General features: G+C 73.6%; 20 protein-coding genes. 8 read left to right on the forward strand and 12 right to left on the reverse strand.

From position 1 onward, the window contains the following. Nucleotides 1-15: 15 nt before the first annotated feature. Nucleotides 16-678 (reverse strand): universal stress protein, encoded by a 663-nt coding sequence (locus ACFHWS_RS09070; protein WP_416551725.1) that lies wholly within the window; start codon nucleotides 676-678, stop codon nucleotides 16-18. A gap of 449 nt (nucleotides 679-1,127) precedes the next feature. On the opposite strand from ACFHWS_RS09070, the gene ACFHWS_RS09075 reads away from it, so the two are divergent. The 3 genes from ACFHWS_RS09075 to ACFHWS_RS09085 are packed head-to-tail and all read left to right on the forward strand — an operon-like array spanning nucleotide 1,128 to nucleotide 6,004. Further along, complete coding sequence (locus tag ACFHWS_RS09075) at nucleotides 1,128-2,198, forward strand: AAA family ATPase (RefSeq protein WP_416551723.1); 1,071 nt, start codon at nucleotides 1,128-1,130, stop codon at nucleotides 2,196-2,198. Nucleotides 2,199-2,201: 3 nt separating this feature from the next. After that, the gene (locus tag ACFHWS_RS09080; RefSeq protein WP_416551721.1) at nucleotides 2,202-3,500 is read left to right on the forward strand and encodes a DUF58 domain-containing protein; all 1,299 of its coding nucleotides are present in this window, start codon (nucleotides 2,202-2,204) and stop codon (nucleotides 3,498-3,500) included. Beyond that, nucleotides 3,497-6,004 carry a transglutaminase TgpA family protein gene (locus tag ACFHWS_RS09085; protein ID WP_416567985.1) on the forward strand — a complete coding sequence of 836 codons (2,508 nt, stop codon included), beginning with the start codon at nucleotides 3,497-3,499 and terminating at the stop codon, nucleotides 6,002-6,004. Before ACFHWS_RS09080 ends, ACFHWS_RS09085 begins: the two co-directional genes overlap by 4 nt. Before the next feature lie 257 nt (nucleotides 6,005-6,261). Here the strand turns inward: ACFHWS_RS09085 and ACFHWS_RS09090 are convergent, their stop codons facing one another. The 3 genes from ACFHWS_RS09090 to ACFHWS_RS09100 all read right to left on the reverse strand — a co-directional run bounded on the left by ACFHWS_RS09090 (nucleotide 6,262) and on the right by ACFHWS_RS09100 (nucleotide 8,864). Beyond that, nucleotides 6,262-6,648 (reverse strand): DUF3040 domain-containing protein, encoded by a 387-nt coding sequence (locus tag ACFHWS_RS09090; protein WP_416567986.1) that lies wholly within the window; start codon nucleotides 6,646-6,648, stop codon nucleotides 6,262-6,264. A gap of 282 nt (nucleotides 6,649-6,930) precedes the next feature. After that, complete coding sequence (locus ACFHWS_RS09095) at nucleotides 6,931-8,121, reverse strand: alkaline phosphatase family protein (RefSeq protein ID WP_416567987.1); 1,191 nt, start codon at nucleotides 8,119-8,121, stop codon at nucleotides 6,931-6,933. Beyond that, the gene (locus ACFHWS_RS09100) at nucleotides 8,118-8,864 is read right to left on the reverse strand and encodes a methyltransferase domain-containing protein (protein WP_416551716.1); all 747 of its coding nucleotides are present in this window, start codon (nucleotides 8,862-8,864) and stop codon (nucleotides 8,118-8,120) included. Before ACFHWS_RS09100 ends, ACFHWS_RS09095 begins: the two co-directional genes overlap by 4 nt. Nucleotides 8,865-9,012: 148 nt before the next feature. On the opposite strand from ACFHWS_RS09100, the gene ACFHWS_RS09105 reads away from it, so the two are divergent. Then, a complete protein-coding gene (locus ACFHWS_RS09105) occupies nucleotides 9,013-9,345 on the forward strand; it encodes a PadR family transcriptional regulator (protein WP_123602621.1) in 333 nt (110 codons plus the stop codon). Beyond that, nucleotides 9,342-10,337 carry an HAAS signaling domain-containing protein gene (locus tag ACFHWS_RS09110; protein WP_416551715.1) on the forward strand — a complete coding sequence of 332 codons (996 nt, stop codon included), beginning with the start codon at nucleotides 9,342-9,344 and terminating at the stop codon, nucleotides 10,335-10,337. Before ACFHWS_RS09105 ends, ACFHWS_RS09110 begins: the two co-directional genes overlap by 4 nt. 23 nt (nucleotides 10,338-10,360) lie before the next feature. Here the strand turns inward: ACFHWS_RS09110 and ACFHWS_RS09115 are convergent, their stop codons facing one another. The 8 genes from ACFHWS_RS09115 to ACFHWS_RS09150 all read right to left on the reverse strand — a co-directional run bounded on the left by ACFHWS_RS09115 (nucleotide 10,361) and on the right by ACFHWS_RS09150 (nucleotide 22,630). Next, nucleotides 10,361-13,696, reverse strand: a complete 3,336-nt coding sequence (locus tag ACFHWS_RS09115; protein WP_416567988.1) for an error-prone DNA polymerase — start codon at nucleotides 13,694-13,696, stop codon at nucleotides 10,361-10,363. After that, complete coding sequence (locus tag ACFHWS_RS09120) at nucleotides 13,689-15,284, reverse strand: DNA polymerase Y family protein (RefSeq protein WP_416568015.1); 1,596 nt, start codon at nucleotides 15,282-15,284, stop codon at nucleotides 13,689-13,691. Before ACFHWS_RS09120 ends, ACFHWS_RS09115 begins: the two co-directional genes overlap by 8 nt. Before the next feature lie 37 nt (nucleotides 15,285-15,321). After that, nucleotides 15,322-16,119: a hypothetical protein gene (locus ACFHWS_RS09125; RefSeq protein ID WP_353850346.1), complete on the reverse strand. Its 798-nt coding sequence runs from the start codon at nucleotides 16,117-16,119 to the stop codon at nucleotides 15,322-15,324. A gap of 123 nt (nucleotides 16,120-16,242) precedes the next feature. Beyond that, entirely contained in the window at nucleotides 16,243-16,713 is a 471-nt protein-coding gene (locus ACFHWS_RS09130) for an SAV_6107 family HEPN domain-containing protein (protein ID WP_281550622.1), read from the reverse strand. Between the two features lie 517 nt (nucleotides 16,714-17,230). Continuing rightward, a complete protein-coding gene (locus tag ACFHWS_RS09135; RefSeq protein WP_416567989.1) occupies nucleotides 17,231-17,851 on the reverse strand; it encodes a C39 family peptidase in 621 nt (206 codons plus the stop codon). Between the two features lie 442 nt (nucleotides 17,852-18,293). Then, nucleotides 18,294-18,749 carry a hypothetical protein gene (locus ACFHWS_RS09140; protein ID WP_416551706.1) on the reverse strand — a complete coding sequence of 152 codons (456 nt, stop codon included), beginning with the start codon at nucleotides 18,747-18,749 and terminating at the stop codon, nucleotides 18,294-18,296. Then, nucleotides 18,712-19,014 carry a hypothetical protein gene (locus tag ACFHWS_RS09145; protein WP_416551704.1) on the reverse strand — a complete coding sequence of 101 codons (303 nt, stop codon included), beginning with the start codon at nucleotides 19,012-19,014 and terminating at the stop codon, nucleotides 18,712-18,714. Before ACFHWS_RS09145 ends, ACFHWS_RS09140 begins: the two co-directional genes overlap by 38 nt. 157 nt (nucleotides 19,015-19,171) lie before the next feature. Beyond that, entirely contained in the window at nucleotides 19,172-22,630 is a 3,459-nt protein-coding gene (locus ACFHWS_RS09150) for a hypothetical protein (protein ID WP_416567990.1), read from the reverse strand. A 142-nt stretch (nucleotides 22,631-22,772) separates the two neighbouring features. On the opposite strand from ACFHWS_RS09150, the gene ACFHWS_RS09155 reads away from it, so the two are divergent. From ACFHWS_RS09155 to ACFHWS_RS09165, 3 genes are read left to right on the forward strand one after another with little or no spacing between them, the layout of a single operon-like run. Then, nucleotides 22,773-23,420 carry a hypothetical protein gene (locus ACFHWS_RS09155; protein ID WP_416567991.1) on the forward strand — a complete coding sequence of 216 codons (648 nt, stop codon included), beginning with the start codon at nucleotides 22,773-22,775 and terminating at the stop codon, nucleotides 23,418-23,420. Continuing rightward, nucleotides 23,417-24,127 (forward strand): hypothetical protein, encoded by a 711-nt coding sequence (locus tag ACFHWS_RS09160; protein ID WP_416567992.1) that lies wholly within the window; start codon nucleotides 23,417-23,419, stop codon nucleotides 24,125-24,127. The genes ACFHWS_RS09155 and ACFHWS_RS09160 overlap by 4 nt, the downstream gene beginning before the upstream one ends. Next, nucleotides 24,124-26,625 carry a M48 family metalloprotease gene (locus tag ACFHWS_RS09165; RefSeq protein ID WP_416567993.1) on the forward strand — a complete coding sequence of 834 codons (2,502 nt, stop codon included), beginning with the start codon at nucleotides 24,124-24,126 and terminating at the stop codon, nucleotides 26,623-26,625. The genes ACFHWS_RS09160 and ACFHWS_RS09165 overlap by 4 nt, the downstream gene beginning before the upstream one ends. Nucleotides 26,626-26,646: the final 21 nt, after the last annotated feature.

The following is a 26,646-nucleotide window of genomic DNA, read 5'->3' on the forward strand; positions in this document are numbered from 1 at the left end:
GTCGCCGGTCGCACCTCAACCGTCCTCGCTGGCGGCCAGCAGCACCGGCCGGGTGGCGTCCCGGAGCACCTGGTCGGCGACGCTGCCGAGCAGCCGGTTGGACAGTCCACTGCCCCGCCGCCCGACCACGATCATGTCCACGTCGCGAGCCCGCGCGACATCCAGCAGGGCCCGGGCGGGCCGGCCGGTGACTATCTCGATGCTGCTCGGCAGGGGCGGCCCGTCGGCGCGGCGCAGTCGGGCCGCCCGATCGGTGAGCAGGTCCCGCGCCCGGTCCAGCTGGTCGACCTCTTCGGCGGTGCGTTCGCCCCGCTCGACCGCGGCGACGTCGACCACGGTGGTCAGGATCAGCTCGCTGGCGCGACCGGCGAGCACCCGGTGCGCCGTACGCAGGGCGTGCTCGGAGTCGGCGGAGCCGTCCAGGCCGACCAGCACCCGGGGCCCGGTGCCGGGTGCACTCGGCCCGGTGTCGGCCGATGCCGGGCGGGTCTCCAACCGCCCCGTCGGTCGCGATCCGCGCTCCACCGCGATCGGGACGAAGAGCAGTCCGAGCACGGCGCCCAACGGATACCAGTACCAGGCGCGTTGGCCGTGCCGGGTGATGAACACCGCCACCGCTACGATCCCGGAGAGCACCCAGACGGCGACGACGGTCACGATGTAGCCGGCTGTGGACATCCAGCTCCCTCCGGTTGCACGTACCGGTCGGCCCGGCCCGACTATCTGGCCTGGTCACCGCTGGCGTCGCCGACTACCCGGGAAATACCGGTCCTACCCGGCCGCCCGGCGAGTTCACACCGGCGGGTGGTGTCGGTCGGGGCGGGGCGAGTGGTCCGGGTGGGCACTTGAACCGGACCGGTCACCGGCCCGTACTCCCGGTGGGAGCGGGTGCCGCCCGGTCCGCTCCCGCGCGATGCCCGGACCGTCCGTCCACGACCGGGTCGCCCACGGTGAGCAGGGGCGGGTGAGCAGACCACGCCGTCCTGTGGATGGCGGACCTGCGAAAGATGGATAGCCTGAGAGGCATGTGGGGTCCCTGCGGCGGGAGACGACGGTCCCCCACCTGACCGACGGCGGGCGGCCGGAGCGACCGACCCGCGTGACGCCGTACGACGAGGAGGAGGATCGTGACCCAAGACAGCTGGGACGATCTGGGTGCTCCGATGCCCCATGACGAGTTCCGCGCCGTGTCCGACGCCATCGTGGCCAACATAGATCAGGTCATAGAGGGCAAGACCGCCACGGTTCGGCTGGCACTCGCCGTCCTGCTCGCGGAGGGACACCTCCTGATCGAGGACGTTCCCGGAGTCGGCAAGACCAAACTCGCCAAGACGCTGGCCAGGTCGATCGACTGCTCCGTACGCCGGATCCAGTTCACCCCGGACCTGCTGCCCAGCGACGTGACCGGAGTCAGCGTCTACAACCAGGACAACCACGACTTCGAGTTCAAACCGGGCGCGGTCTTCGCCAACCTGGTGGTCGGCGACGAGATCAACCGGGCGTCCCCGAAGACCCAGGCCGCGCTACTCGAATGCATGGAGGAGCGACAGGTCACCGTCGACGGCACCACCTACGAGCTGCGGACGCCGTTCATGGTGATCGCCACCCAGAACCCGATCGAGATGGAGGGCACCTACCCGCTGCCGGAGGCGCAGCGGGACCGGTTCACCGCCCGGATCGCGATGGGCTACCCCGACCCGAGCGCCGAGCTGGCCATGCTCGACGGGCACGGCGCGGCAGGTCCGGTGCACCAGTTGCAGCCGGTCTCCGACGCGGCGGGGGTACGGCGGCTGATCGCCACCGTCCGGGAGGTACACGTCGCCGACCCGGTCAAGCAGTACGCGGTGGACCTGGTGACCGCCACCCGTGAGTCCCCGGAGCTGCGGCTCGGTGCCTCGCCCCGGTCGACGCTGCAGCTGCTGCGTACCGCCCGCGCGGTCGCCGCGCTGGAGGGCCGCGACTACGTGCTCCCGGACGACCTGCAGGCGCTCGCCGTTCCGGTGCTGGCCCACCGGCTGATCCCGACCGCCGAGGCCCAACTCGCCCGGCGGACCACCGACGCGATCATCGCCGAGCTGGTGCACCGGATGCCGTTACCCCACGAACGGCAACGGCCGGCCGCTGCGGCGTACGACGGTCGCCAGTTCGGCCCGGCGGACGGCACGATGGCGGTCCCCTTCGAGCCGCGAGGGCGGTGACCGATGCGGGCGGCGCTGCGCGGCCTCACCACCCGCGGCCGGTCGTTCCTGGCCGCCGGTGCGGCGGCGGTCGTCTCGGCGCTGATCCTCGGCGAGAAGGACCTGCTGCGGGTCGCCATCCTGCTGGCCGTCCTGCCGCTGCTGGCCGCCCTGTACGTGGGCCGTAGCCGGTACAAGCTGGCCTGCACCCGGGCGTTGGAGCCGCACCGGGTCCCGGTCGGCTCCAACGCCCGGGTGGTGCTGCGACTGCAGAACCTGTCCCGGCTGCCCACCGGCACCCTGCTGCTGGAGGACCGGCTGCCGTACGCCCTGGGCAGCCGGCCCCGGGTGGTGCTGGAACGGCTCGGTGCCCAGCAGGCCAGTTCGGTGGCGTACACGGTGCGGGCCGAGGTCCGCGGCCGCTACGAGGTCGGGCCGCTGGTGGTCCGGCTCACCGACCCGTTCGGCCTGTGCGAGCTGACCCGGGCCTTCCCCAGCGTCGACCGGCTCACGGTCATCCCGCAGGTCACCGCGCTGCCGTCGGTCCGACTCGCCAGCGAGTACGCCGGATCCGGTGACAGCCGGGCCCGGTCGGTGGCGGTGCACGGCGACGACGACTCCGCCACCCGCGAGTACCGCCGCGGTGACGACCTGCGCCGAGTGCACTGGAAGTCGACCGCCCGCACCGGTGAACTGATGGTGCGCCGGGAGGAGCAGCCGTGGGAGACCCGGGCGACCGTGGTGCTCGACACCCGGGCGTACGCGCACCGTGGCGAGGGCCCGACGGCGAGCTTCGAGTGGGCGGTGGCGGCGGCGGCGAGCATCGCCGTGCACTTCCGGTCGAACGGCTACCGGCTGCGGCTGGTCACCGACACCGGCATCGACGCCGACGCCACCGAGGCCGACGGGGACGGCATGCTGCTCGACCGGCTGGCCGACGTCACCGCCAGCCAGCGCAGCGACATCGCCACCCTGGTCGAACAGGTACGCCGCCGTTCGGACAGTTCGCTGGTGGTGGCGTTGTTCGGGGCGCTCACCCCGCCCGAGGCGGAGCTGCTGGCCGGGTTGCGGGGCAACCGGTCGACCTGCGTCGGCCTGCTGATCGACAGCTCGACCTGGATGAATCTGAGCCCTGACGAGCGGACCGAGGCCGACCGGGCGCACGGTGCCGCCGCGCTGTCGCTGCTGCAGAGCGGCTGGCGGGTGATCGGCGTGAACCACGGTGACCAGTTTCCGTCGCTGTGGCCGCAGCTCGCCCGGGGTTCCCAGGGCTTCGCCTGGCGGGCCGCGCTGGCCGAGACGATAGCCGGAGGAGTGAATTGACCACCCGTAGACACCTCGGTCTGGTCGCGGCGGCAGCCACCCTGATGGCGGCCGCGCCGATGGCCACCATCTTCCAGGACTGGACCTGGCTGGTGCAGTGCGCGATCACCGTGACCATGATCGGTGGCGCCGGGATGCTGGTCCGCTCGTTGCGGGCTCCCGGATGGCTGCACCCGGTGGCCATGATCGGCGCGCTGCTCCTCGCCCTGACCTGGCTGTTCCCCAGCGGCGACGAGTTGCTCGCGGTGCTGCCGTCGCCGGCGACGATCGGCCATTTCGGCGCGCTGCTGGCCCAGTCGGCGCAAGACGTGCACGCGTACGGCGTACCGGTGCCCGACGGCGACGCGCTGCTGTTCATCACCGCGCTGGGGATCGGTTCGGTCGCGGTCGTCGTCGACGTGCTCACGGTGACCCTGCGCCGGCCGGCGCTGGCCGGCCTGCCGATGCTGGCGATCTACTCGGTGCCGGTGGCGATCTACGTCGACAGCGTTCCGGCGGCACCGTTCGTGGTCGGCGCGGTCGGCTACCTGTGGCTGCTGATGGCCGACAACGTCGACCGGGTCCGTCGGTTCGGCCGCCGATTCACCGGCGACGGCCGGGACGTTGACGTCTGGGAGCCGTCGCCGCTGGCCGCCGCCGGTCGCCGGCTCGCCGTGCTCGGGGTGGTCATCGCGGTGCTGATCCCGCTGACCATCCCCGGCATGACGTCCGGGCTGCTGACCAACCTCAGCGGCGGCGGGACCGGGGGCAACGGGCTGGGCAACGGACCCGGCCAGGTGAACCTGTTCGCGGCGTTGAGCGGCCAGCTCAACCAGAGCGAGGTCACCGAGATGATCCGGGTGACGACAAACGACCCGGACCCGGCGTACCTGCGAATCGGCATCGCCGATGAGCTGCGAGAAGACGGTTTCGCCAGTCGCCCGCCACGCGGGCGGCCGGACTCGGCCCGGTCGCTGCCCGACCCGCGGACCGACCCGGACATCCGCAACACCGGGGTCAGCCACCAGGCGTACGAGGCGACCGTCGAGGTCACCGGAAACTTCAACATGGCGCTGCTGCCGACCTACGCGGTGCCGGTGCAGATGCGCGACGTGGATGGCAGCTGGGCCTACGACCTCACCGCGCAGATCGTCTTCTCCGGCCGGTCGCGGGCCCGCAACATGACCTACGGATTCGAGTACGTCCGCACCAGCTACACCCCGGGGGCACTACGCCGGTCCCAACCGCTGCCGGCCGACGACGACCTGCGGCAGGCGTTCACCGCAGTGCCGCAGGTGCCGCAGGTGACCGAGCTGGTCGGGGAGCTGACCGCCGGCGCGCGCAGCGACTACGACCGCGTGCTGGCCATCTACGAGCACTTCTCCCGGGACAACGGTTTCACCTACAGCCTGGCTACCGAGGGCGGCACGGCCAGCCAGGACATCGTCAACTTCCTGGACAACAAGGTCGGTTTCTGCCAGCAGTACGCCGCCGCGATGGCGTGGCTGGTCCGCGCCGCGGACGTGCCGGCCCGGGTGGCGTTCGGTTTCACCAACGGCTCCCAGCGGCTGGAGAACACGTACACACTGACCAACCTCAACCTGCACGCGTGGACCGAGGTCTACTTCGCCGGGCTCGGCTGGGTGCCGTTCGACCCGACCCCGGCGGCAAGCATCCCCGGCTCGGTGCGCTCCGAGTGGGCGCCGGACGTGGACGCCCCGCCGGACGCCGGCCCGAGCGCCGGACCGAGCGCGGCCCCGTCCGCCGCGCCGTCGACGACGGCGCTGCCAGAGACCGGACCCGGCCAGCTCGACCCGGGTGCGCTGGGTGCCGGATCCGCCGCTGATTCCACCGCCGGTCCCCGTTGGCCGTGGTGGACCCTCGCCGGGGTGGTCGCGGTGCTCGTGTTGGCGGCCCTGCCGGCGTCCCGACGCGCGACGGTACGCCGTCGGCGGCTGGCCCGGGTCCTGGCTCCGGTGACCCCGGCGGGCACCGACCCGACGGACACTCGGGACACCGACTCCCCCGCCGCGAGCGGGACCGCCGCCGGTGCTGCCCCGGTGATGACGGTCACCGGTGCCGACGCCGGGGCCGCCCGGCAGCACGCGCACGCCGTCTGGAGCGAACTGGTCGACACCCTGGTCGACCTGCGGATGCCGGTCGACCGGTCGGAGACGCCGCGGGCGACGGCGGGGCGGTTGGCCGGTCTGGAGTCGGTCCACGGTACGGCGGCCGACGCGGTCCAGCTGCTCAGCCGGGCGGAGGAGCGGGCCCGGTACGCCCGTCAGCCGGTGCCGGGCGAGCCGCTGGTCGAGGCGTTGGGCCGGGTACGGGCGGCGTTGGCGGCCGGGGTGGGTTGGCGTACCCGGTTGGCGGCCCGGCTGCTGCCGCTGTCGGTACTGCTGCGCTGGCGGGACGCGATCGTCGAGGCGTACAGCCGGGTGTTCTCGGTCGTCGGCCGGTGGCGCGACGCGGCGGTGCGGTTGAGCCCGCGCCGGCTGTTGGCCAACCGGGCGGGTCGTTGACCCGTCCCGGGTCTGCGGACCGGCCGGTCTGTCGAGTCACACCGACTGGGTTTCGCGAAACCGCCACCTCGGGTCGGCGTACCGGGCATAATCGCCCACGTGCCGGGACGCTCGATCGCAGCGCGGTCAGTCAAGCAGCACGGTCAGTCGACGAGATCCGTGGCCGACCGCCGCTGCCCGGCGTGGCGGGCCGGTAGGTGGGCACGACACGACCGCCCGGTCACGCCGGACCGGGCGGCTGATGCCCGCAGGCTAGGTCAGCGGTGGCCCTCCGGCCGCTGGCGCCAGCGTTCGTCCAGCCGGTCGATCAGCGATGACCGTCGCCCGCTGCGGGTCTTCCGGCGCGTGGTCCCGCCGACCACCCGCAGGTCGGGCGAGTTCGACTTGCGCTGGGACTGCATGGCGAACGCCGCCGCCCCGAGCATGACCACGAAGCCGGCCACACCGAGCAGTGGCACTTTGCTCACTGTGCCGTAAACGACCAGGGCAAGGCCAATGATGATCACACCGGCAGCGACGAGCAGGCGACGCCGCGTGTAGAAACGCGGGTCGCTGGCGCGCACGGCCGAGGCGAATTTGGGGTCCTCGGCAAGCGACCGCTCGATCTGCTCGAACAGCCGCTGCTCGTGCTCCGAGAGCGGCACGGCACTCCTCCCCGGTCACGTTGGTCAGCCCGGTCGGACCGACAGACCGTGGCAGCCAACCGGCTGCTTACCCGCAAGTCTACGAGGGGGGTCGCGGGTCGGAAAGCCGGACGACGGACCGCCTAGGTTGATTTTCCGTCCGGCGGACGTCATCACCTGGTAACAGAGTAGCCGCCCGACCGGACAGTGCACCGCTGCCCGGCCCTCGTCACACCAGGAACTCGATCTTTCTCGCCTGCCGCACCGCGAGTTTCACTCCCATAGCACACCCAACCGGGCAAATCACTCGGGACCCGCACCGGTGGCGATCAGAAGTGGAACGGCCATCTCGACCTCGGTCACTCCACCGTGGAAGCCGACCAGCGCGGAGCCGACCGGGTCGGTCCGGGTGGCCACCACGACGGACCGGTCCCGACAGATCACCACGACGTCACCGATCCGGCCCAAATGATCCGGTGGCACCGGGCCGAACCAGCCTTCGGCGATCAGCTCGTCCCGCTCGGCCACCCGGGCCGCCGGGCCGAGGACGGCCCGCCACCCGGCGATGACGTCGCCCACCGCGCCCGGCACCGGGTGCAGGTAGCGGGCGCGGGGCTCCCCGGCGACCACCCGCACGCCGGCCCGCAGCCGGGGGTCGGTGTCCAGGTCGAACCGGTGTCGCGGGTCGGCCGGCACATTCAGCTGGCCGTGGTCGGCGGTCACCAGCAGCGCCGCGTCCCGGGGCAGATCGGCCAGCACCCGGTCCAGCAGCCGGTCCAGGTCGGCGGCGGCGGCCCGCCAGGGCGGGGAACCGACCCCGGACAGGTGGCCGTGCCGGTCCAGGTCGGGATGGTAGCCGGAGACCAGCACCGGAGCGTCGCCGGCGGTGACCGCGTCGAGCAGCCCGGCGGCGAGGGCGTCGGTGTCGGCCGCGCCCCGGTACGCACCGCCCCGGTTGGCGGCGACCGTCAGCCCGCTGCCGGCGAACTCGGGCCGGCTGACCACGGTGACCGCCACCCCGGCGGCCGCTGCCCGTTCCAGCTGGGTCGACACCGGCTGCCACCGCCGCGGGTCCGGGTCGTCCCGCCAGTCGACGTGGTTGAGCACCCGGTCGGTGCCGGGCACCAGGCTGCGGAAGCCCAGCACCCCGTGCGCCCCCGGCGCGGCGCCGGTGCCGAAGCTGACCAGGCTGGTCGGCGTGGTGGACGGAAAGCCGGTGGTGAGCCGCCGCGCGTACCGACCGGCGACGAGCGCGGCCAGCGTCGGGGCGTGCTCGCCAGCTGCCGGCAGTTGGTGCCAGCCGAGCCCGTCGACCAGCAGCACGACGACGCGCCGCACCCCGGTGAGCGGCCCGGTGAGGCCGAGTACGTCACTCGCGCCGGGCACCCCGAGCACCGCCAGCACACTGGGCAGCACGTCGGCGAGGCTGGCCGCGCCGTACTCCGGACGCACCGGGCGCAGCAGCTCCGCAGCCGGCGGGTCCGCCGCTGTCACAGCGGACGCCGGGCGAACAGGTGCAGCTGGGTGGCGAGGTCCCGGTACGGCGGCTGGGCGGCGACGGCGAGCTCCAGGGCGAGCAGGGCCTGCGGGTCGCCCTCGGCGACGGCCGCCGGCAGCAGGTCGGACAGCACCCGTACCCCGTGGATCTGCTCGACCCGCAGCCCGGCGGCGGCGAGCAGATCGACGGCGCGGTCGGCGTCGTAGCGGCGCCGTAGCGTGTCCCGCGCGCCGGCGGCGCCCTGTGAGTCGGCGAGCAGTGCGGCGGCGAGGTCGAGATGTCCGTTGACCGCGCGGGCCAGCACCGCCGCGGCGCGGCCGGCGACCAGTACGCTGGCCGCCCCGCCCGGCCGCAGCACCGTGGCCAGCGACTCCACCACCCGGGCCGGCTCGTCGACCACCTCCAGCACCGCGTGGCAGAGCACCAGGTCGACGCTGGCCGGCGCGATCAGCTCGCCGAGCGCGTCGCCGTCGCCTTGGGCGGCGGTGATCCGGTCGGCGACCCCGGCGTCGGCGGCCCGGCGGGTGAGCGCGGCCAGCGCGTCGGGGCTGGCGTCGACCACGGTCACCTGGTGTCCGGCCTCGGCCAGCGGCACCGCGAAGCCACCGGTGCCGCCGCCGACGTCGACCACGGTGAGCCTGCGGCCGGGCTGCCGGTCCAGTTCGTGACGCAGTACGGACCAGACCACGGCGGTTCGCGGGCCGGCCGCCTGGGCGGCCGGGATGTGTGTCAGTTCCACTCGCGCGAGCCTATCGGCCCGACCCGGTCCCACTCGGTCCGGTGCGGCCCACCCCTGTGCGGTGCGGCCAGATCCGGGCGCGCCGGTGGTCGCCGGGGCGGTACTCCGCGATTGACGGTACATCGCACTGCGAAGTAGTCTGTGAGGCGTGGATACCACCCAGCTTCTCAAAGGGGTGCTCGACCTGGCCGTCCTCGCTGTGCTGCAGCACGAGGACGGCTACGGCTACGACATCCTGCGGCGACTACGCACCGCCGGGCTGACCGAGGTCGGCGACGCCTCGGTGTACGGCACGCTGCGCCGGCTGTTCCAGGCCGGTCTGCTCACCACCTACGTGGTCCCGTCCGAGGAGGGCCCGCACCGCAAGTACTACTCGCTCAACGGCGCCGGGCGTGACCAGTTGACCCGCTCCGGCAAGACCTGGCGCAGCTTCGCCACGACGATGGACAACCTACTTGACGATCGGGGGGTGGCGGCGTGAACGCCGCGACGCAGGCTGAGATCACGCACTACGTCGAGCAGGTCCGGTCCGCGCTGGCCGACCTGCCGGACCAGGTCCGCGGCGAACTGCTCGAGGATCTGCCCGAGCACCTCGCCGAGGTGCTCGCCGAAGGCGACGGCACGCTGGTCGACCGGCTCGGCGACCCGACGGAGTACGCCGCCGAACTGCGTACCAGTGCCGCGCTGGACGCCCCGGCGGCGACGCCGGGGGTCGGCCACCGGGCGGCCGTCGCCTGGCAGGCCACCCGCGACCGGCTGGGCCGGATCGACCGCCGGATCGGGCCGGTCCTCGGCTACGGCACCGCCAGCGAGTTCCTGCGGTCGCTGCGCCCCAGCTGGTGGGTGCTGCGCGGCTACCTGGCGGCGACGCTGTTCGCGTACCTCGCCGCCGGCGAGCTGGTCGGACCGCTGCCCGCGCCCGGCGGCAGCATCGCGGCCGGGGTGCTGGTGCTCACCGGCATGACGATCGGCTCCGTCTGGCTCGGCCGCCGGGGACAGCGACTGTCCCGGTGGCCCCGGCGGGCGACTGTGGTGGCCAGCGCCCTGGTGGTGCTGTGCTCAGCCGCGTTCGTACTCTTCCCGCCGGCGGAAGAAGGTCCGGTCGTCGTGATGGAGTCGAACGGTGGTGCGGCCTACCTCAGTCCCCCGTTGCCGTCTTCAGCGTCTCCACTGGATGTTTACGTCTACGACAGCCAGGGCCGGCTGATCGAGGGCGCCCGGCTGTTCGACGAGAACGGCGAGCCGATCCTCCTCGGCTTCCCGAACTGGTGTGAGTTGCCAGGCCTGGAGCAGCTGCGGGTCGGGCAGAGCCTCTCGCGTATGGGCGGCCGAATCACCTTGCGCGACTCGAACGTGCAGTACACCTACCCGTTCTGTCCCGAGCGGAACCCGTTCGAGCTGCCGGCGCTGCCCCCGAGCCCCGACACCACCCCGGCACCCAGCCCGTCGGTACCCGGCCCGTCGCCGAGCTGACCTGCGCGCGGCGGATCCGGCGGTCAGCGGAAGTCCCGGGACGTCGGGCTGACCGGGGTGGTCACCGCGTCCAGCCGGTCGGCGACCAGGTTGATCACCCCTTCGGCCTTCTCCAGCCGGCCCCGCACCAGCAGGGCCGCGCTGGACCGGGCCACTGTCCGGTAGCGCTGCCACAGCCCGGGTGAGCAGGTCACGTTGAGCATCCCGGTCTCGTCCTCCAGGTTCACGAACGTCACCCCGCTGGCGGTCGCCGGGCGCTGCCGGTGGGTGACGATGCCACCGACCCGGACCCGGGTGCCGGCGACGACCCGACCCAGAGCGGCGATCGGCACCGCCCCGGCGGCGGCCAGCCGGTCCCGGACGAACCGCACCGGGTGGGTGTCCGGTGACAGCCCGGTGGCCCACACGTCGGCCGTCAACGCGTCCACCTCGTCCAGACCGGGCAGGGTCGGCGCGGCGACCCCGACGGCGACCCCGGGCAGCCGGTCGGCGCGTTCCTGCGCGGCCGCCCCGGCCCCCCACAGCGCCTGCCGACGGGTCAGCCCGAAACAGGCGAACGCGTCGGCGGTGGCCAGCGCCTCCAGTTGGGCGGCGGTCAGCCCGACCCGGCGGGCCAGGTCCGGCATGTCCCGGTACGGCCCGTGCGAGGCCCGCTCGGCCTCGATCCGCTCGGCCAGGTCGTCGCCGATGCCCCGGACCGCCGACAGGCCGAGGCGCACCTGCGGGCCGCCGACCCCCCACCGGTGCGGCGGCTCCCCCGGCGCGCCACCCCACCGGGTGCGGGCGTCAACGACCAGGGTGGCCGCCGCACCGCTGGCGTTGACGTCCGGCCGGTGCACCCGCACCCCGTGCCGGCGGGCGTCGTCGACCAGGGTCTGCGGCGAGTAGAACCCCATCGGCTGGGCGTTGAGCAGCGCGGCCAGGAACGGCGCCGGGTGGTAGCGCTTGAGCCAGGCGCTGGCGTACACCAGGTAGGCGAAGCTCATCGCGTGGCTCTCCGGGAACCCGAAGCTGGCGAACGCGGACAGCTTCAGGTAGATGTCGTCGGCCAGTTCACCGGTGATGCCCCGGCCGGCCATCCCGGCGTACAGCCGGTCGCGGATGGCGGCCATCCGAGACGCCGACCGTTTCGACCCCATCGCCCGGCGCAGCTGGTCGGCGCCGGCGGCGTCGAAGCCGGCCAGGTCGATCGCCAGCTGCATCAGCTGCTCCTGGAACAGCGGCACGCCGAGGGTCTTCTCCAGCGCGTTGCGCATCAGCGGATGCGGGTAGGTCACCGGGTCCTGGCCGTTGCGCCGGCGGATGTACGGGTGCACCGAGCCGCCCTGGATCGGGCCGGGCCGGATCAGCGCCACCTCGACGACCAGGTCGTAGAAGCAGGTCGGTTTCAGCCGGGGCAGGGTGGCCATCTGGGCGCGGCTCTCCACCTGGAACACCCCGACCGAGTCGGCCCGGCACAGCATCGCGTACACCTCGGGGTCGTCCAGCGACATGGCACTCAGGTCCAGTTCGGAGCCGATCAGGTCGTGTGCGTCGTGCAGCGCGGTGAGCATGCCCAGCCCGAGCAGGTCGAACTTGACCAGGCCGACGCTGGCGCAGTCGTCCTTGTCCCACTGCAGCACGGTGCGCCCCGGCATCCGGGCCCACTCCACCGGGCACACCTCGATCACCGGCCGGTCGCAGATCACCATCCCGCCGGAGTGGACGCCCAGATGCCGGGGGAAGGTCTGCAGTTCGTCGGCGTACGCCACCACCTGCGCCGGAATGTCCTCCCCGGCCGCCGCCACCGCGCCATAGTGGTCGATCTGTTTGCTCCAGGCGTCCTGCTGGCCGGGCGAGAACCCGAACGCGCGGGCCACGTCGCGCACCGCCGACCGGGGCCGGTACGAGATCACGTTGGCCACCTGGGCGGTGTGTTCCCGGCCGTAGCGGCGGTACACGTACTGGATGACCTCCTCGCGGCGGCCGGACTCGATGTCGACGTCGATGTCCGGCGGGCCGTCGCGTTCCGGAGCGAGGAACCGTTCGAACAGCAGCTGGTGGCGGACCGCGTCGACGTTGGTGATCCGCAGCGCGTAGCAGACCGCCGAGTTGGCCGCCGACCCCCGTCCCTGGCAGTAGATGTCCTGTTCCCGGCAGAACGCCACGATGTCGTGCACGACCAGGAAGTAGCCGGGGAAGTCCAGCCGTTCGATCATGTCGAGCTCGTGGTCGAGTTGCCGGTACGCCTCCGGGTGCGCCTCGCGCGGGCCGTACCGGTCCAGCGCGCCCCGCCAGGTCAGCTCCCGCAGCCAGCTCATCTCGGTGTGCCCGGCCGGCACCGGGTGGTCCGGCAGCCGGGGGGCGACCAGCTGCAGGTCGAAGGCGAGCTCGGCGCCGTAGCCGGCGGCCCGGGCCACCGCACCCGGGTAGTCGGCGAACCGGGCCGCCATCTCGGCGCCGGAGCGCAGGTGGGCGGCGCCGGCGGCGGGCAGCCAGCCGTCGATGTCGTCCAGGCCACGGCGGGCCCGGATCGCGGCCAGCACGCCGGCCATCCGGTGCCGGGCCGGCGTGGCGTAGTGCACGTTGCCGCTGGCCACCGTCGGCAGCCCACGGGTGCCGGCCAACGCGGCGAGGGCGTCGTTGCGGTCGCCGTCGTCCGGATGCCCGTGGTCGGTCAGCTCGACGGCGACGCCGTCCGCGCCGAACAGCGCCACCAGCCGGTCCAGCTCCGCGTCGGCGGCGGCCACCCCGCCGGTACGCAGCGCCGCCGGCACGGTGCCCTTGCGGCAGCCGGTGAGCACCAGTACGTGGTCGCGCAGCTCGGCGGCGACCTGCTCCAGGCTGCCGTAGTCGGGTCGGCCCTTCTCCCCGCCGCGCAGCTGCGCCCGGGAGATGACCCGGGCCAGCCGGGCGTACCCGGCCGGGCCACGGGCCAGCGCCAGCAGGTGCCGCCCGGCCGGGTCCGGCTCCCCGGTGCGTGGTGCCGCCCGCCGGTCTGCGGTGTCCATGGTGCTGAGGGACAGCTCTGCGCCGAACACGGTCGGCAGTCCGTACGCGGCGGCCGCCTCGGCGAACCGCACCACCCCGTAGAAGCCGTCGTGGTCGGTGACGGCCAGCGCGGTCAACTCCAGCCGGACCGCCTCCTCGACGAGTTCCTCCGGGTGGCTGGCCCCGTCGAGGAAACTGAAGTTGCTGTGGCAGTGCAGTTCGGCGTACGGCGTGACCGGCCCGCCCCCGGCGGTGACCAGCGGCGAGGTCGACGGCGCGGCCAGCCCCGGCGGCGGTGTGTACGGTGCCCGTTTGCGGGTCCAGCCCGGCGCGTCGCCGCCGTCGCCGTCCACCGCGAGTGGGTCGACCACGATCGGGTCGTCAGTCATAGACGGCCTCCACCACCCAGCGCCCGTCGGTGCGGGCGATCAGCAGGGCGCTGCCGTCGGCGAGCGCGACCTGGAACCGGGCCCGGCGGCGCGCCTCGGCCGGTGCCCACCAGCGTTCGTCGAGCGGCCACGGGCCGGTCCAGCCGGTGACGTCGACCGGGATGCCCGTGCCGACGGCGACCCGGGCCGGCGCGGCGCTGACCACCAGCCGGGCGCTGACGGTGACCGGTTCGCCTGCCGCGTCGTACACCTCGGCCGGCAGCGGGGCGGGCAGCACGACAGCCGGTGCCGGCGGTGGCAACCGGCCGGGCCACGGCGGCTGGCCGGGCCGGGCCGGCGCCCGTTCGTCGCCCCACGGCACCAGTCGGACCTGGTCGACCGGGGACCGGCCGCCACCGAGCACGGCGGTGACCACCGCGTCGGGCCCGAGCAGCCCCTGCACCCGGGTCAACGCCCGACGGGCCCGGGCATCCTCCGCGCCGATCTCCCCCCACAGGCCGGGCTGCAGGGCGACCCGGGCGAGTACCCCGTCCGGGACGAGCCGCAACCGGACGATTCCGGCGGTGGGCGGCGGCGGTGACGCGGTGCTACCGGCACCCGGGCGGCGGGCGGCGGCGCCGGTGAGCCAGCCGTCGAGCTGCCAGCGCAGCCGGTCGGTGATCGCCGCAGCGGTGAGCATGCCATCGTGCCGCCAGACGCGGTGCAGTTCCTGGCCGTGTGCGGTGACCGCTTCGATGCCGACCCGGGTGCAGGCCAGTCCGTACCCGCTGAGCTGGTCGTGCAGCTGCTCGGCCAGGGCGCGGGCGGCGAACGCGGCCGCGTCGACCCGGTCGAGCGGTTCGTCGTAGTCGGCGGTGACGGACAGTTCGGGCGGCGGCTGTCGGGGGGTGAACGGCTGTTCGTCGCGCCCGCCGGCCAGCCGGTGGGCCAGCGCCGCGTCGGGGCCGAACCGGGCGAGCACGTCGCGGGCCGGCAGCGCGGCGAAATCCCCGAGGGTACGCAGACCGAGCCGGCGCAGCAGGCCGGCCAGGTCGGGTCGGCCGAGCACCCGCAGCGGCAGCCCGGCCAGGAACGTGCGGCTGTCGCCGGGCGGGACGATCCGGCCGGTACGGGCGGCCAGCCCGGCGGCGAAGAACCCGTCGGCGACACCCACCTGGCTTTCGACCTCGCAGACCTGCGCGACGTGTTCGACGATCTGCTCGGCGGCGGCCTCCTCGCCGCCGAAGTAGCGGGCCGGGCCACGGGCGGCGACGGCGCACGTCCCGGGGCGGTGCACCTCGACTCCGGCGACGATCTGTTCGATCGCGGCGACGACCGGCTCGAACGCCCGGGCGTCGCGGGCCGGGTCGTGGTCGAGCACGGTGAGCCCGGGGCAGCGGCTCTGCGCCTCCCGTCGGCGCAACCCGGGGTGTACGCCGTCGGCGCGGGCCGCGGCGGAGCAGGCGATCACCCGGTTGGCGTGCAGTACGGCGACCGGCCCGGTGGCCGGCACGCCGTCGATGATCTCGGCGGCGGTAACCGGCCAGTCGGGGCACCAGACGACCAGCGCCCGGGTGGGCAGGCCGGGTCGGCCAGCCGGGGTGGCCATGTTCATCCCGGCCGCACCAGGGTCAGCTCAGTGCGGCTCATCGCCGCTGCACCAGGGTCAGCTCGGCACGGCGGGTCCGGCGGGTGATGCCGCCGGCCGGCGCGGCGGCTGCCGGGGTGGGTGGGCCACCGGGCAGCCAGATCCGGATCTCCCGGGGCCGGGTCAGCGCTCCCCGGCCCCGGGCGGAGACGACCATTTCCCGACGGCGTAGCCGGCCCCGGCCCGGCCCGAGCCCTTCCCAGCGGCCGTTCACCACCTGCAGGGTTACGTCGGGGGCGTCCCACCGGCCGCAGGGCACCAGCACGCAGCCCCGCTGCCGGGCCCGGGCGGCGAGCCTGCCGGTCACCTGCGCTGTCACGGCGGCGGGGGCGGCGACCACCACCACGTCCACCCCGTCGATCAGCGCGGCGACCACCGCCGGCCAGTCCGGTCCGGGGTTGGGCACCAGGGCCAGCCGGTCCAGGGCGATGCCCAGCTCGGCTGCGGCGGTGACGCCCAGCGCCGGCACTCCGACGACGGCGCACCACAGCCCCGCCCGGGACGCCTCGGCGAGCAGGGCCAACAGCAGCGAGGTCGCGCCGAGCCGGGCCGACCGGTGGGGCAGCACGTTGACGGTGGAGCCGCGGCGCAGCCCTCGTCCGGGGAGCAGGCCGGTGAGCATGGTCGGGACGGGAAGCACCCGGTCGATGCCGCCCGCCCCGGGCAGGCCGGTCGGGTCCGGCGTACCGGCCGTCGCCGCTGATCCGGCGCCGCCGGCGAACGCACTGGCCGGACGGACCAGGCCGGCGGCGACGGCGGACAACGCCGCCGTGCCGGCCACCATTCGCCCCGCCATCCTGCTTCTCTCCCCCGGGTTTCGCTCACTGGTGTTGGTCTTGGTGGTGGTGTGCGCGCGTGATCGCCGCCGGCGCCACGGGTGCCGGCGGCGACAGAAGTCACGCCTGCGTGGGTTGGTCGGTCAGGCAGCGGCCAGGCCGTCGAGAGCCGGGTCGAGAGCTGGTTGGTGGGCCAGCCCGAGGGTGTCCTCGACCAGGGAGACGAACTGCCCGGCAGAGCGCAGCAGGTCATCGGCTTCCCGGGCGGTGACCACCCGGGGGATGCCGGCTTCGGCGGCGGCCCGTTTGCTGGCGCCGGCGGCGAAGAAGGTGGCCCACTCGGCCATCTCGGGGGCGACCATCATCAGCAGGGCCCAGACACTGGTGACCCGGTTGCGGCGGGTGGGGGCGGGCCGGGCGCGGGCGGCGAGCATCGCGGCGGCGGCGCGCAGGGCGGCCAGGTGGGCTGCCGCGTACCGCAGCCCGTCGGGGCGGGTGTTGCCCGCTTCAGTCAGCCCGTGCCGGGCGAGGACGAGCAACTGGGCCGGGGTGCGGTTGGGCAGCAGGTGCGCCGGCACCGTGGGTGCCTGGGCCGGTGCCGAAGTGGTCGGCATGGATCCTCCTCCGCGCGTTTCACCTGTTCGGGTGCCCGCCCACGGAGGAAGACGTCGGCGGGGCGTCGCCGGTGCGGATGCGGATGCTTCCCCACACCGCATCCGCACCGACGATGCTGGCGGGGTCCGCTGCCCGCCGCCCGGGGGTCGGGGGCGGCGGGCAGCGGTCCTGCCTGGTGGCGCTGGACCCGCGAAAGTCCAGTGCCGGGGCGTGCGGCTCGCGGCGCCGCACTGCCGGGACTCGCGCCGCGAATCGCTCCTCCCGGCGGCCAGGACGGGTGTCGACTCCGGTGGTGCCGTTGCTGACCGGCGGACCCAACCAGCAGAGCTACCTGTTATCGAACACCCGTTCTAACCTCTGCTTCACAGTACACCCTGCCACCGACGAAAATGCAACGTCAGGCACGCCAAACGCCGCTGGCCGGATCCCGGCGTACGGGACCCGGCCAGCGGACCGGTCAAGCAACCTCATCGGGTTCGACCTGGGCAGAGCTCAGGGACGTGGCTCAGGGACGGCTCAGGCGGAGTAGCCGCGCTTGGCGGTCCAGTCGGCCAACGCGTCGAGGTCCATCCAGTACTCCTGACCCTCGTAGTACGGGTCGGCGATCTTCACCGTGTCACCACCGTCGCGGTAACCCGTCACCGTCAGGTAGTGCCCACCCTCGTACGAATGCGCCACCCCGTCGACGTCCGACGCCGTACCCATGATGTTCGCCACCACGGCCCGGTCGTCGTCCACGGCCTCACGCACATCGGCCTTCAGCTTCTCCACGTGCTCCGGCTTCGCCGCGGCCGCACCGATCGACACCGTCTCGTACTCGTCGCCACCGGTCACCTCGTTCAGCACCCGGGTCGTCTCCTCAGCCGAGTCGGTGCCAGCCTCGGTCGTCCCCAACTTGCCCGCCACCTCATCCTGCGACGGAGCATGACCCTGCGCCGTCAACGCGATCCGCGTCGCCGCCGGCCCGCAGTAGTAGAAATTCGGCTGCGCCTCGTACTGCACCGCCACCTCACGCGCACCACCATCAGCGGCACCCGGACCAGCGGCCTGCGCCGCCACCGCAGGAGCGGCCACCACACCACCAGCGGTCAGCAGACCAGCAACCGACAGAGCAGACTTACGGAAAATCGTGTTCATAGCAGAATCTCCGTTCCGAGGGGAATGAACCGGACACCAGACCCACCGGGTCGATGACCGGTCACGAACGGGACAGAACAGAACACGCACAAGAAAGTCGAACTCAAATGATGCGCTCCGACCTGCGCACACCCGCCGGTCCAGGCGGGGGGCGGTCTCACCGGCGCACCGGATACAACCATCCGGGGGTGCCCGGCATTCCGCACCGGGCGGGGCCGCAGATCCGGCCGCACCCACGCCGGGCGACAGACCAGGCGGATCAGGCGGATCAGGCCCGGCAGATCAGCCGGGCCGCTCGCCTACTCGGTCCAACGCCGGGATCCAACGCCGCCCGGCCGGCCGATGTTCCACCAGAGCCCGGATGCCTCGCCACCCGCCCGCCGCGCCGCACCGAACCGCGCAGACGGGCCTAACCGCGCAAACGGGACGCCGCCGACCCTGGTCAGTCGCCCGGCTTCTTCCACAGCACGTACTCCAGTTGCAGCGGGCCTTCCTCGCCGTCGACCGACGTGCGCTGGGTGAGGGTGCCGTACCGCCCGTCGCTGGTCCGGATGCAGTAGACCGGAAACAGCCGTCGCCACCGGTTGCCGCTGAACATGCCCTGGACGACCTCCTCGTCGTTCCAGGCCGAGTCGGGCAGTGACGCGCAGCCGCCGAGGGTCGGCGTACCTTCGTCCCAGTCTGCGGCCTGTGCGCCGTTACGCAGGGCGGCCTGGCCGCCGGTCAGCGAGCTCCAGGTGCCGGCGGACCGGGGCTCCACCAGATCCACCGCCGCAGCGAACTCCGGATCCTGCTCCGGGTCGCCGAACCGCCCGGTGTCCAGGTCGTAGTGCAGGTCGTCACCGTCGAAGACGAGCCGGTCACCGCAACTTGCGGGTGGTGTCGATCCGGAAGACACTTACCCGCTGCGTACCGTCGCTCGTCTGGTTGATCATCAGATAGGTGGCGTCCTGGTCGGTAGCCTGCTCGCGGGCCGCCTCCTCGGTGGCGTAGATGCCGACCTCGGCGACGATCCGGTACGGCGCCGGCAGCGCCGCCACAGATTCCTTGGCGATCTCGACGACGATCGGCATGATCGCCTCCTCGAAGGCGGCCATCCGTTCGTCGTCGCAGCAGCCGGTGACGGCCGTCACCGTGACGGCGGCCGCGACGAGACCGGCCACCGCCCGGACCCACCGGCCCGACCCGATACCTCCGTACGGCCGCGACCGCCCCGTTCGCTGCACGCTTACCCCTCGTCTCCCGAACGCCTGACCGGCACCGACCTGCCGGTTGCCGATCATGGTGCGGCAGCCGGGCAAGGCCAACGCCCGGTCGGACTCAGCCGGACGCCATCGCGAGGTCGAGGGCCGCCGACCGGACGTCGGGCACCGGATGGCGGCGCAGCCGGTGCAGCGGCGACCGCCACGGCGGCGACCAGCCGTACCGGTCACCGGCCCGGACCAGCGCCACCGCGAACAACCCGGCCGCCAGGTCACCCCGCTCGGCGAGCGTCCCGACGACGGCCGTCAGCACCGCCGGGTCCCAGCTGCCCTCGGCCCGGCGTACCTGGTCGGTCAGCGTCTCGGCGAGCCGGCCGGCCAGCACCGGCCGGTCGGCGACCAGGTCGGCGAGCGCGGCCAGCTCGGCCACGACCGGGGGCGCGGTCGGTGCGGCCAGCGGCACCAGGTGGGTGAGCAGCCGGGCCGCCTGCGGGGTCAAATCGGCAAAACCGGCGAGGGTACGCGCGGCGGCCCGCACCGCCGTCCGATCGGTCTCCGGGTCGGCGTCGCGGCACCAGCGCACCGCCGCGTCGACGAGCCGGTCGAGGCGGCGCCGGGCCGGCCGGTCCCCCGCCGGGTCACCCGGCCGGTCGTCGGACCGGTCCAGCCGGGCCAGCGCGTCCACCGCGACCACCAACGGCGACCGATCGACCGCCGGCGGCGACCCGTCAGCTGCCGACGGCGATCCATCCGCTGCCGCTGCCGCCGCCGGTTCGTCGAGCAGCCGGGTCACCACCCGCATCGCCGACGCCCACCGGTACGGGTCGTCCAGGTCGGTCAGGGCGGCGACGGTCAACCCGGTCAGCTCGGGTGCCCAGCGGGCCCAGGCCGGCAACGCCATCCAGGCCAGCCGGGCCGCTTCCGGGTCCGGGTTGCCGGTGGCCGCCACGACCAGTGCGGCGTACCGGGGGCGGTCCGGCTCGGCGATGGTCGACGGCGGTGCGTCCAGCAGCGCCGACACCTCGGCCCGCGACGGTGCCGGCGAGTCGGACCCGTCGGCCGCCGAATCCGGCCGGCCGACGCCGGCCGCCCCGGCCAGGATCGCCCAGCTGGCCGGCACGTCGGGCCGCTGCCGGGCGGCGGCGACGGCGGCGGCCCGGACGTCGGGGTGCTGGTCCACCCGCTGGTACGCCGCGGTGACCACGTCGAACGCCTCCGGTGGGCCGTACCGGGCGAGCAGCCGCAGCGCCTGCTTGCGGCTGGTCACCTTGCCGACGCTGAGGGCGACGTCGGTGAGCGTGGCGACCAGCGTCGACGGTGCGACGAGCCGGGCGGTACGGCCGGCCGCGTAGACGGCGACCCGGGCCCGGTCGTCGTCGACGTGCCGCAGCAGCGCCGGCAGCGCCTCGTCCGGCCGGTCGGTCCAGGCCAGCGCGGCCAGCGCCGCCTCGGCGAGGGTGACGTCCGCCGCGTCGAGGTGCCGGGCGACGACCGCCCAGCCGGCACCGGGCACCAGGGCGGCGCAGCTGATCGCCCGTACCCGATGGTGTTTGGCCATGCTCCGGTCGGCGGCGATCGACGCCAGCAGGTCGGCGTACGCCCGCTGGTGGCGGGGCAGCCACCGGTGAATCTGGTGCGCCGTGCCGGGCACCCAGCCGGCGCCGGCGGAGAGGAACTTGCCGGCCCGCTTACCGGGCGGCGTGGTGAACACCTCGTCGAGCAGGTCGGTGCGGCGGGTGCAAATCGCCTGCCACACCTCGTGGATCTCCACCGTGGACGCATCGACGGTGAGGACCTCGCCGACCCGGTCGGCCCGGGTCGCCGGATCGGCCAGCCACAACGTCACCGCCCGGCGGAACACCGACGACACCACCCCGGGGTCGATCGCCCGGCGCAGCAGCCGCTGCAGGTGCGGCAGCCGCCAGGCCCGCCGGCCCAGCGACCAGGCGACGGCGAACAGCGGCTCGAACCGGTTCCGGGCCGCCGCGCCCTCGATCCACGGTGCGATCCGGGCGAACAGGTCGTGCTCCTGGCCCCGGCGCAGCACCTGATCGAGCCGACCGAGGAAGGGCAACTGCCGGCCGTCGTACAGCGTGTCGAAGGTCTGCATCGCCCAGCCGACCAGTGCCGGGTCGGCCGCGTGCCGGCGCAGCACCTGCCCGGCCAGCCCGCCGATCGCGGTCAGACTGGCCGACGAGGTGTCCCGGGCGGCCACCGCCTGGGTGACGATGTCGGTCAGCGCCGGCACCGTCGCCGGGGTGAGCAGGCCGACGACCTGCGATAACGCGGTGAACGCGCGGGCCCGTACCGGGTCCTGGTCGTTGCGCAGCCGGCGCAGTTGCTCGACGGCGGCGGCGACGGCCGCTGGGTCGCCGCTGCGCCCGGCGGCGGCCAGCAGCAGCGCGTAGCCGGTGCCCCGGGCGGTGGCGTCCGCGCGCCGGGCCGCCGCGACCAGCGCCGACTCCGCCTCGGCCCAGGGCAGGAACGCGGTGTACGTCAGCGTCGAGTCCTCGCTGGCCCGGACCCGGTCCAGGCCGAGTATCCGGCGAGCCTCCCGGTGCTGCCAGTGGCGGGGCAGCACGGTCAGCAGTTGCTCCGACAGCAGCACGTCGGCGGTGTCCACGTCGGCCGTCACCGCGTCGTACAGCTCGCCCCGACGGGCCGGGGCCAGCGCGGCGAGCAGCCGGGCGAAGGCGTGGTCGGTGCCGCGCAGCCGCACGCCGAGCGGCGTCAGGTCGGTCAGGTCGGCGTCGCGGAGTCGGTACAGCAGTCCGGACGGCAGCTGCTGGCGGCGCAGCCAGCCGGCCCGCGCCGGAGCGGTGAGCAGCCGCAGGGTCCGCGCCGGATCCGCGCCGGCCAGCACGCCGTACGCGGTCGTCGCGCCGGGCAGGCTGGTGGTCGGGGCGTACCGCTCCAGCAGGTCGAACACCCGCGTCGGATGCTGCTGCGCGGTGTGCAGCACGGCGCGTCCCCACTCGGACCACCAGGTGTCGCGGGCGGCGCGGGACCGGACGGCGAGCTGCGCCTGCGCGAAGTCGAGCAGCACGGTGGGGTGCCGGCGGGCCAGCGCGGTGCCGCCGCCGACGGTGTACGACAGCGGCGGCAGCAGCCGGGCGACGGTCTCCGGGCCGCAGGCCGGCAGCAGGACCGCTGCTTCGCCGTCGCCGTACCGGGCGCGGACCGGGTCGATCAGCGCGTCGGCGAGGTCGGCGCGGCGGGCCGCGCGCAGCGTCCGGTACGCGGTGCGCCGCAGGTCGGCCGGGGCATCGTGCAGCAGCGCCGCCGCCTCGGCGGGGTCGGCCCAGCCGGAGCGCAGGTACGCGGTGGCCGCGACCGCCCGCAGCCGGCGGTCCGGGTCGGTGAAGCCGGCCCGCACCGTCGTCTGGTCGCCGACGATCACCGCCATGGTGAGCCCGAGGAACCGCTGGTGGGCGTCGCCGGCCGCCAACTCGGCCAGTACGGCGGGCAGGTCTGCGGTGGCGGCCAGCCGGCGGGCGTGCCCGGCCAGGGCGGACATCCGGGCCCGGTGGGTCAGCGGGTCGAGGGCGGCGAGCAGTTCGGCGGTGGGGTGCGGCACCGGATGATCGTCTCAGCCGCCGGCAACCGTATTTCTCCTGGGCATCGACCAAGCTCCGTGGAATTTCCATCATCTCGTCGGATCGGGGCTGGCGAAAACTGTTCGCGTTCGTCGGTTGACGCGCCATGCATACAGTTGACGTATGGACGCAATCGTCACTGGCGCATTGATCATCTTGGCCGCCGTGGCAGCCGTGGCCGTCGCGATAGCGGTGGTCCGTTCGCGAGCGCCGCAGCGCCGAAGCGCACATCCCGAACTGGTCCGCCACCTCGCCGGCCGCACGATCGCCGAGGTCACACCAGAACAGGAACAACTGTTCCCTTCGCTGGCAGACGTCTACCTTTCCGATCCGCAGCGGGTGATGTCCCGGCGGCGACGCCGGAAGGACCCACTCGGCTTCGGGATGCCACCACTCGACGACGTTCTAATGATCGGCATCGTGATCTGGGTGGCCGACAAGATGGTCGGCGAGCTGATCGGGAAGGCCACCAGCAGCGGATTCGAGCGGTTCCGAAGCTGGCTGCGGCGGCTTTTCCGCCGCAGGACCGCCACGCCCACCGACACCCGTACGGACCGGGAAGTGACGTTCGCCCTGCGTCAGGCAGACGCCGCCGAAGCCCGACGAATCGTGCTGGCCCGGCTCGCTCAGGCCAAGATCGACGCGAACAAGGCTGAGCGGCTCGCTGACGCGATGGTGCTCGCCCTGCTCACCGTCCCGCTACCGGCGGACACCACGCCGACGACGCCTGCCGACCCGGCCGGCTCCCACACCCCGCAGGGACAGCAGTGATCACCCGGGCCACCGACGAGATGACCGGCCGGATGGTGCCGTCCGGCAGCAGCCGACTCACCGCATGTCTCGTCACCACCGCGACCATGCTTGCCCTCCTCGTCGGCTGCACCGCCGACCAGGACCGGACACCGGGCACCGGGCCGACCCCCGGATCCGGCACCAGCGCTGGTGCCGGATCCGGCGATCCGCAACTGCAGTCGTTGCTGCTCACCACAGCCGACCTGCCGGACGGTCTCAACCCGACCACCGATCTTGACGACGCCAGCGGCGGCCTGGACACCGGCTGCCAGGGGATGGGCGGATCCACCGAGCCCGCCGCCGAGGCCCGGGCCGACTTCGCCGGCGAGCCCGGCACCTTCGTCAGCGAATCGCTCCAGCAGATGCTTACTGTGGACGACGCCCGAGCGGCGATGGCCGAGCTGGCCGAGGTGCCGGCCGTGTGCGGCACCTTCCCGGCCGAGTACGGCGGCCTCTCGACAGAAGTGTCGGTCACCACCGCCGACCCACCACCGGTCGGCGACGAACAGGTGGGGCTGAAGTTCACCGTGTCCCTCAACCAGCAACCGCTCGTCGTCCTTCACCACTACGCCATCCGCGTCGCCGACCTGCTCATCGTCGTCTTCCACACCGGACCGATGCCGGGTGACGCGAAGCTGGCTGGTACGGCGACCGAGGCCGCGTACCGCAAGGCGACCGGCACGTGAGCATCACGGCGTCACCGCCGTCGGCCGGGCCGCAGGACGGTGCCGATCCGGATCGACGACGGCTGCGGGCCCTGCTCAGCGGCGCCGCGCTCCTGCCCTCGGACACGTCGGTCCGCTACGCCGTCCTGGCCGGCATGGTGCTCGCCACCACCAGCATCATCTACACCAGACTGTGGTTGGACCGCCTCGGTCCGGACAGCCCGTATCAGGGTTGCTCAGCAGAGTTGACGCAGCTCGGCAACGTCTGGCAGATCGCGGAGCCGCTGCCGGCGTACCGGCCGATCATGGAACGAATCGCCGGATGCCTGCGTAACGACGCCGCCGCCGCGTCGAGCTGGGCGATGGTCGGGATCGTCGTCGTAGCAGCCGCCGCCGTCGCCGGCTACCTGGCTCTGCCCCGGTGGCGGATCCGACGACGTGGACTGCGTCCACTCGGGCCCGAGGCACCGGAAGGGCTCGTCGCCCACCTCGACACGCTGGCCACCCGCGCCGGCCTGACTCGGGCACCGACCTTCTGGCTGGACCCGTACGCCCTGGACCAGGCACACGCGTTCGGCACCCAGCGGCACTGCCACGTACCGCTGCATCCAGCGGCGGTCGGGGACTTCGCCGATCCGGCCCGACGCGGCCGGTTCGACGCCGTGGTGCTGCACGAGCTGGCACACGTTCGCAACCGCGACATCCGCTACACCTACCTGACCCAGACCACCTGGTGGTCGTTCCTGCTGCTCGCCGTCGTCCCGTATCTGGTGTTCCGGCTGCTGCCGCTCGGATTCGGCGACGCCGACGGGTGGTGGCCGGCCCCGATGCACCCGGAGACCGCCCAGCGCCAGGTGTTCCTGTCCGTCGCTGTGCTGATCGTGGTGGTGTTGCTCACCCGCCAGTCGATCCTGCGGGTACGAGAAACGTACGCCGACGTCACCTCAGCCGCGATCGGTGACCCGGACCAGCTGCGCCAGTTGGCGCAGGAGCAGGGGCAACGGTCCCGGTGGTGGTGGCTGAGCAGCCATCCGCCCGCACGGCAGCGGGCCCGGCTGCTGCTGGATCCGACCCGGCTGCCCGCCACCGGTATCGTCGTGGCCGCCGGAGCCGGCTTCGCCGTCGCACTGCTGCAGTCCAGCGCCAATGGTCTGCTGGTCCAGCTGGTCCTCAGGTTCTTCGGCGACCCGACCGCGTTCTTCATGGCCTATCCGACGCTGAGTCTGCTCACCCACTTCACCGGCGCGTTGCTACTGGCCGGGATCGCCGCCGTGATCGGCTGGCATGCCGTGCTGCGCCAGCAACTGCTGCCCGGAGTCCGACGACCGTGGCTGGCACCGCCGGTGCTGGCCGGTGCGTTGGCCGCCGGGGTCCTGGCCGGGGAGCCGTTCGCGATCTACCACGGCAGCGTGGGCAGCTGGGGTTTGTTCGACTCCGTCGGTGCCACCGGATGGGCGCGCTGGATCTCGGCGGGTGCGCTGGTCGGCATGATGCTGGTCGTCGTGCTGTGGGTACGGCAGGCCGCGCAGGTGTTCACCGGCATGGTCGACCGGACGCCACGGTGGGGAGTGCTGCTGACGACGCTGGTAGCGGCGATCGCGCTCTACCCGTACCACGTGTCGTGGTCCGGCATGCACGACAGCCCGCTGATGGCAACCGTCGTCGATTTCCTAATTGTCAACCCCGACCTGGCCTGGACCGCCGAGTGGTCGCCACCGGCACGGTCGTGGGCGACGCGAGCGTCCCTGCCGATGGTGGCGATCGCGGCGATTCCGGGTTCGGCGCTGCTGCTGGCGGCACCGAGCGTGGCGGTCACCGTCCTGGCGTTGCTGCGCCCACCGGCCGGCCCTCCCCGCTGGTGGCAGACCGCCGGGCTGGGTGCCTCGGGTACCCGGCCGGCGCGGCCACGCCGGCCACGGCTCGGCCGGGCCGTCTGGACCGGCATCGGCGGCACGGCGGCGTTCCTGGCCGCCGCGACGCTGCTGGCTGTGCTGGTCCGGGCACGAGGCGGCCCGGCGGACGGGGTGAACATCGTCGGTGCCGGCACCTACCTGCAGCTGGTCACCGGCTACCTGATCGCCGGCTCCGCTGCGGTGACCGCGCTGGTCGCCGGCCTGGTGGTCGGATCCGTCGGGCGGTTCCCGCTGGCGTTGCTGGCCGCGACGCTGGCGACCTCCGGCGGGGTGCTCCTGTCAGCGGTGCCGATCATCGCGGGCATCTGCGGTACCGGTCGGTCGGTCGAGTGTCTGCCGATCATCGGGCGAAGCATCATGGTCACCACGATGTTCGGGGCACCGTGGGCCATCCTGCTCGGCTGCGTCGGCGCGCTGCTCGCGACCGGGCTCGCTGCGGCGGTCGGTGCGCTCCGCAAGCGACGCACCATGCCCGAGGACGACCCAGCGGACGCCAGGCCGGTAGCCAGCCGGCCGGTCCGAGCACTCTACGGCACCATCCTCGTCACACTGTTGCTGGCTCCGCTGGCGGTCGGCGCTTGGCTGCTGGTGCGGCTGGCCACCTGAGCCAACGGCACCTCTGTCTCC

Origin of the sequence: Micromonospora sp. LOL_013 (assembly GCF_048060315.1) — a bacterium.
Taxonomy (GTDB): Bacteria; Actinomycetota; Actinomycetes; order Mycobacteriales; family Micromonosporaceae; genus Micromonospora_E.